The organism is Microvirga sp. GN3 (assembly GCF_055792825.1).
Genome location: NZ_JBVVAK010000274.1, coordinates 1 through 5,787, shown reverse-complemented (window position 1 = coordinate 5,787; position 5,787 = coordinate 1). Strand labels below are relative to the sequence as shown.

Here is a 5,787-nt window from a genome sequence, read left to right as displayed (position 1 = left end):
CCTCGATCACACGCTCCAGCATGGAGACGGCAAAGGTGACGCCGGCCGCCTTGATGACCTGAAGGTCGATGGGGGCGAGAAGCCAGGGCTTCGATGAATCGCGGCTGTCCGGCGCGGTATTGCCCGCAATCTCCTCAAGAGATCCGACTCGCTCGCCCTGTGCTGCCCTCACAAGACGCGCCGGATCGTCCATGGCGGCAAGAGCGCTCACCGTGGAACAGGCCGAGGAAATATCGAAGAGACCATCCTCCCTGATGGCGACCACGGAAGGCCCGATGCCGGGGCGCCAGACGCGTCCGACAAGGGCCCCTTGGAACCCGTCGGCTGGCAGAATTCGGGCTATGTTCGTCGAAGACAGGTGGTCCATCGGCTGGCGCTCGCTTTCTGTTGAGGGCCGTTTCCGCCCTCTTCCCGTGTGCGCCCTTGATATAGCGAGCGGGGCGTAAGGGGCTATAGGGAAAATGAGCACGACGGCCATGCACCGGGGAAACCTCGGAACAAAGCAGGTTCTTTCTCCATAACGAAGCGCAGTTACAAAGCTTGCTGCCTCGAAGCTGGTCAGGAAGTCCATGTCATGGACCTTCGAAGGATCCGACCGGACCGACAGAGAGTTAACCCGGCCCTGAAAATGTGCTTTGTGCACAGCCGAGTTAAAGGAGTGCTCCTTATGAACGACGGCAAGCCATCGAACGCAGCAAGCCTCGCCTCTCCCTCCTATCGGCTGGCGGCGATGGATCAGGATTTCCTCCTGGGCGATTCCATGCGCGGGGTCCGATTCCAGCTGGAATATGCCAAAGCCGAAGAGTATCTGCGCACCTGGGGCGTGCGCTCCACCATCGTCGTGTTCGGCAGCGCCCACGTGCGGGAGGATGGACCGGGAAAGCATCGTTTCTGGTACGAGCAGGCCCGCCTGTTTGGCGCCATTGCCTCAGAGCGCGGCGGTGCGATGACCATCACCAGCGGAACCCGGGACAACGTGATTGCGACCGGTGGTGGTCCCGGCATCATGGAGGCGGCCAACAGAGGCGCCTTCGATGTCGGCGCACCGTCCATCGGCTTCAATATCACCCTGCCGCACGAGCAGGAACCCAATGCCTATTCGACTCCGGACCTGACCTTCCGCTTCCACTACTTCGCCATGCGCAAGATGCATCTGGCGATGCGGGCCAATGCACTCGTCGTATTCCCCGGCGGGTTCGGCACCCTGGATGAGTTGTTCGAGATCCTGACCCTGCGCCAGACCGGCAAAGCACCTCCTCTGCCGATCGTCCTCTTCGACAAGGCTTATTGGCAATCGGTCATCAAATTCGACGCCCTGCTCGACCATGGCATGGTGAGCGAACACGACCGCACGCTCTCCAACTTTGCCGACACGGCCGAGGATGTGTGGACCGCGCTCATCGAGAACGGTCTCGTGGTGCAGACCCTGGAACGCGATTCCGAGCCGGACTTCTGACCCTCCGATTTGATTTGACAAAGCCGAAGGGTTGAATTTTGATTTCCCTCATGGGGATCGCGATCTCCCCACGAGGCGACATGCCCAAGCATCGCATCCGCTCTGAACCTTTACGGATGCAATCATGTCGTCATTTAACACCATCTCCCCTGAAAAGCTCGCGCGCCTGATCGGCACGCCCAAATGTCCTCTTCTCATCGATGTGCGCACCGATGAGGACTTTGTAAGCGATCCCCGCCTGATCCCCGGGTCCAGGCGCCGATCATTCGAAACCGTTGCGGAATGGGCGCAAGACCTTGATGGTCATTCCGTTGTCGTGATCTGTCAGAAAGGCTTGAAGCTCAGCCATGGGGTAGCCGCCTGGCTGCGCCACGCCGGCTTGTCGGCCGACACTCTTGAGGGCGGAACATTGTCCTGGGCGCAAGCCGGTTTGCCCATGGTCCCAACCGAGCGGATTCCACCGCGTGACCCACAGGGACGGACGATCTGGGTCACGCGCTCGCGGCCCAAGATCGACCGGATCGCCTGCCCCTGGCTGATCCGCCGCTTCGTCGATCCCGATGCCGTTTTCCTGTTCGTCCCGACCTCGGAGGTCCAGGGTGTGGCGGAACGCTTTTCAGCCACGCCTTTCGACATCGAGGGCGATGATGTCTTCTGGAGTCATCGCGGCGAGCTGTGCACTTTCGATGTCATGGTCGAGGAGTTTGGGCTTTCCACCGAGCCCCTGAAGCATCTCGCCACCATCGTCAGGGGAGCCGATACCGCACGGCCCGACCTGGCGCCGGAAGTGCCCGGCCTGCTTGCTGCCTCGCTGGGACTGTCACGCATGTACGCGGACGACCTCGCGCAGCTCGAGGCCGGGCTTGTGCTCTACGATGCCTTCTATCGCTGGTGCCGCGATGCGACAGATGAAACGCACAATTGGCCTTCGAAGAAGCCGGGAACCTGACGTGAGCGAGACCCTGCAGAACTCAGACCGGGGCCTTGCTCAGGCCATGCCCCACCACGGCGTCTCTCTCGCGGAGGCCTTTCGTGTCTGGCTGCGCATTGCAGCGCTCAGCTTCGGTGGGCCTGCGGGGCAGATCGCCGTGATGCATCGCATTCTGGTCGAGGAGAAGCGCTGGATTTCCGAGAGCCGGTTTCTCCACGCGCTCAACTACTGCATGCTGCTGCCGGGCCCGGAGGCCCAGCAGCTCGCCACCTATGTGGGCTGGCTGATGCATCGCACCCTCGGCGGCATCATGGCGGGCGGGCTGTTCATCCTGCCCGGCATCGTCGCCATCATGGGCCTGAGCTGGATCTATGCCCTCTATGGCAAGATCGGCTTCGTTGCAGCGCTCTTCTTCGGCCTGAAGGCCGCCGTGCTCGCCATCGTGCTCGAAGCGGTGGTGCGGATCGGCAGGCGAGCGCTGAAGAATCGCATCCTCGTCGGGATTGCCGCGACAGCCTTCGTGGCGATCTTCTTTTTCGATGCACCGTTCCCGTTAATCGTTCTCGCAGCCGGACTCATCGGCTTTGTCGGTGGGCGCGCTGACCTGCCGCAATTCCAGGCGGGCGGACATGGCGACGATGCGCAGGACAATGACAACCTTCTGGGTGAGCATCTTCCTGCCCATGCTTCTCCAAACATGGGCCGCAGCATGCGAGTCGCTGCAATCTGGCTCGCGCTCTGGCTCGTGCCGGTTCTGGCTCTCCTGATGATCCTCGGTCGAGACGACGTCTTCAGTCAGATCGCGATCTTCTTCTCCAAGATGGCGATGGTGACCTTCGGCGGAGCCTATGCCGTCCTGGCCTATGTGGCGCAGCAGGCGGTGGAGACTTATGGCTGGCTGCAACCCGGCGAGATGCTCGATGGCCTCGGCATGGCCGAGACGACGCCGGGCCCGCTGATCATGGTGCTGCAATTCGTGGGCTTCATGGCAGCCTTCCGGGAAGCCGGCACGCTCAATCCGCTGCTGGCCGGAACGCTCGGCGGCCTTCTCGCCACATGGGTGACCTTTGCGCCCTGTTTTCTCTGGATTTTTCTCGGCGCACCCTACATCGAGACCTTACGCGGCAACCGGGCCTTGAGCGGAGCCCTCACCGCCATCACCGCAGCTGTCGTCGGCGTGATCCTGAACCTTGCGATCTGGTTCGGCATCCACACGATCTTCGGCAACGTTCAGGCGGTCGAATGGGGCCCGTTCAGTTTCGATACACCGGTATGGGACAGCGTCAATCTATGGGCGCTCCTGCTCTCGGGCGCGGCCATCGTCGCCATGTTCCGGTTCAAGGCCGGGATGCTGTCGACGCTTGCCGCAACATCCGCGGCGGGAATCGTTCTTCATTGGGCGGGGATAATCGCTTGAACGGATGAGGTGAGACAACATCGCGTCTCACCTCCCCTTTGTCTTGCCTCAGGACGTCGAAGAAATCTGCCCGCCATCGACGCGCAGAATCCCGCCTGTCATGAACGAGGCCTTCTCGCTGGCGAGGAAGACGGCCGCCGCCGCAAACTCTTCGATCTCGCCGTAGCGGCCTGCCGGAATGCCGGTGCGGGCGGCCGTTGCCACATCCTCCACGGAACGACCGGTGCGCTCCGCATTGGCAGCATCGAGCTGCTTCAGGCGATCGGTGGCGATGCGGCCCGGCGCGATGGCGTTCACGGTCACACCGGAGGATGCCACTTCACTTGCCAGCGTCTTGCCCCAGCCCACGAGCGCGGGCCGGATGGCATTCGAGATCGCGAGGTTCGGGATCGGCTGAATCACGCCGGACGAGATCACGGAAATGATGCGGCCGAACTTGCGCTCGATCATGCCCGGCAGCAACTGATCGGCAATCCGCACGAGATTGACGAACATGGCCTCGAACGACTGGCGCCACTGGTCGGACGACACGCCCTGCGCCTTGCCGGGCGGCGGGCCGCCGCTGTTGAGCACGAGAATGTCGACGCCACCGAGCGCTGCCGTCACATCCTTCACCAGAGCATCGACCTGATCGACCTTGCCGGTATCGCAGATGAACGGCAGGACGTCCTTGCCGATCCTGTCGGCGGCGGCCTTCGAGCCTTCAATCGTGCGGCTGGCAATGGCGACACGCGCGCCCTCCTCCGCCAAGCCTTGCGCGATGCCAAACCCTAAGCCCTTGCTCGCGCCAAGAACGAGCGCGCGCTTTCCTTTCAATCCTGTTTCCATTCGTGAAAACTCCCCTTGTTACATTACGGGCGCTCGATGCGCTCCATCAGCCATTCGATCTCGGCAATGGTTTCCGGGCTCAGCTTCGGCCCAGGCTTGCGCAGCGTATGGGATGCGATGATGCCGCGCCGCTTCAGCACGTATTTACGCACGGCGAGGCCGACACCGGGCTGCGTCTCGTAGCGCACCAGCGGCAGGTGACGGTCGAAGAGATCGTGCGCCTCCTTCCGCTTGCCCTGGTTGATGAGATCGACCACGCCGACCAGCATTTCGGGATAGGCGTAGCCGGTCATGGCGCCGTCGGCGCCGCGTTCCATCTCGAAGGGCAGGAACATGCCGCCGTTGCCGCAGAGAATCGACACGCGACGCACCTGACCGGCATCGCTGGCACGGCGCAACGTGGTGATCTTGTCGAGGCCCGGCCAATCCTCGTGTTTCAGCATCACGCAAGAGGGGCTCTGCTCGATGATCCGCATGGTCACCTTCGGCGTCATGACCACATTGGTCGTGAGCGGATAATCCTGGATCACCCACGGCACATCCGAGCCGATGGCTTCGACCGCATCGGCGTAATAGGAGACGATCTGGTCGTCGGTCTTCAGGGTCGAGGGCGGCGCGATCATGACGCCGGCGGCGCCTGCATCCATCACCTTGGACGACAGGCCCGACATGGCCGCGAAGCCTGCGGCCGACACGCCGACGATGACGGGGACGCGTCCCGCCACCGTGGCAATGACCTGACGGGCGAAGGCCAGCGCCTCATCCGCCGCCAGCTTGGGCGCCTCGCCCATGATGCCGAGAATCGTCAACCCGGTGGCACCGGCTTTCAGATAGGCCTCGACCATACGGTCGGTCGAGGCGACGTCCACCCGCCCATCGCTCTCGAAGGGCGTGGGGCAGATGACATAGACGCCGGCGGCAGAACTCGTGAGCAAGGCTTCCTCCTGGACGAAGCGGGGTAAGAGAGATCGCGTCCCTCATACACCCGCTTTCCGCCCGGCGCACTACCTTAGCTGCGGCCGGCGATACATCTTTAGCCCACCCTATTCATGAGACATGTTGATGTTTGCCGTTCTGGACTGCGATCGCGGGCGCTCGTTGCGTCTGTTTCATCGCGATGAGGTCTGGAATATGGGGAACGCGTTGGCAGGAGTT

At 62.5% G+C, this 5,787-nt stretch carries 5 protein-coding genes and 1 pseudogene; 3 read left to right on the top strand and 3 right to left on the bottom strand.

Annotated features, from left to right (window positions below; all coding sequences use genetic code 11):
* A pseudogene (locus ACS5Q1_RS46095) lies at positions 1-367 on the bottom strand (fumarylacetoacetate hydrolase); the annotation flags it as partial.
* Between the two features lie 300 nt (positions 368-667).
* Between ACS5Q1_RS46095 and ACS5Q1_RS46090 the strand changes: the two are divergent.
* From ACS5Q1_RS46090 to chrA, 3 genes are all read left to right on the top strand, one after another.
* The gene (locus ACS5Q1_RS46090) at positions 668-1,456 is read left to right on the top strand and encodes an LOG family protein (protein ID WP_473104489.1); all 789 of its coding nucleotides are present in this window, start codon (positions 668-670) and stop codon (positions 1,454-1,456) included.
* 124 nt (positions 1,457-1,580) lie between these two features.
* Positions 1,581-2,405 carry a chromate resistance protein ChrB domain-containing protein gene (locus ACS5Q1_RS46085; protein WP_473104488.1) on the top strand — a complete coding sequence of 275 codons (825 nt, stop codon included), beginning with the start codon at positions 1,581-1,583 and terminating at the stop codon, positions 2,403-2,405.
* A 46-nt stretch (positions 2,406-2,451) separates the two neighbouring features.
* The gene (chrA, locus tag ACS5Q1_RS46080) at positions 2,452-3,804 is read left to right on the top strand and encodes a chromate efflux transporter (RefSeq protein ID WP_473104490.1); all 1,353 of its coding nucleotides are present in this window, start codon (positions 2,452-2,454) and stop codon (positions 3,802-3,804) included.
* 48 nt (positions 3,805-3,852) lie between these two features.
* On the opposite strand, the gene ACS5Q1_RS46075 is transcribed toward chrA, so the two are convergent.
* Positions 3,853-4,632 (bottom strand): SDR family oxidoreductase, encoded by a 780-nt coding sequence (locus ACS5Q1_RS46075; protein ID WP_473104487.1) that lies wholly within the window; start codon positions 4,630-4,632, stop codon positions 3,853-3,855.
* 23 nt (positions 4,633-4,655) lie between these two features.
* Entirely contained in the window at positions 4,656-5,567 is a 912-nt protein-coding gene (locus ACS5Q1_RS46070) for a dihydrodipicolinate synthase family protein (protein WP_473104486.1), read from the bottom strand.
* Positions 5,568-5,787: the final 220 nt, after the last annotated feature.

What these genes read in the sequence shown, in the direction of transcription:
- ACS5Q1_RS46090 (WP_473104489.1), top strand. Translation starts at nt 668, where the DNA reads ATGAACGACGGCAAGCCATCGAACGCAGCAAGCCTCGCCTCTCCCTCC.
- ACS5Q1_RS46085 (WP_473104488.1), top strand. Translation starts at nt 1,581, where the DNA reads ATGTCGTCATTTAACACCATCTCCCCTGAAAAGCTCGCGCGCCTGATC.
- chrA (WP_473104490.1), top strand. Translation starts at nt 2,452, where the DNA reads ATGCCCCACCACGGCGTCTCTCTCGCGGAGGCCTTTCGTGTCTGGCTG.
- ACS5Q1_RS46075 (WP_473104487.1), bottom strand. Translation starts at nt 4,632, where the DNA reads ATGGAAACAGGATTGAAAGGAAAGCGCGCGCTCGTTCTTGGCGCGAGC.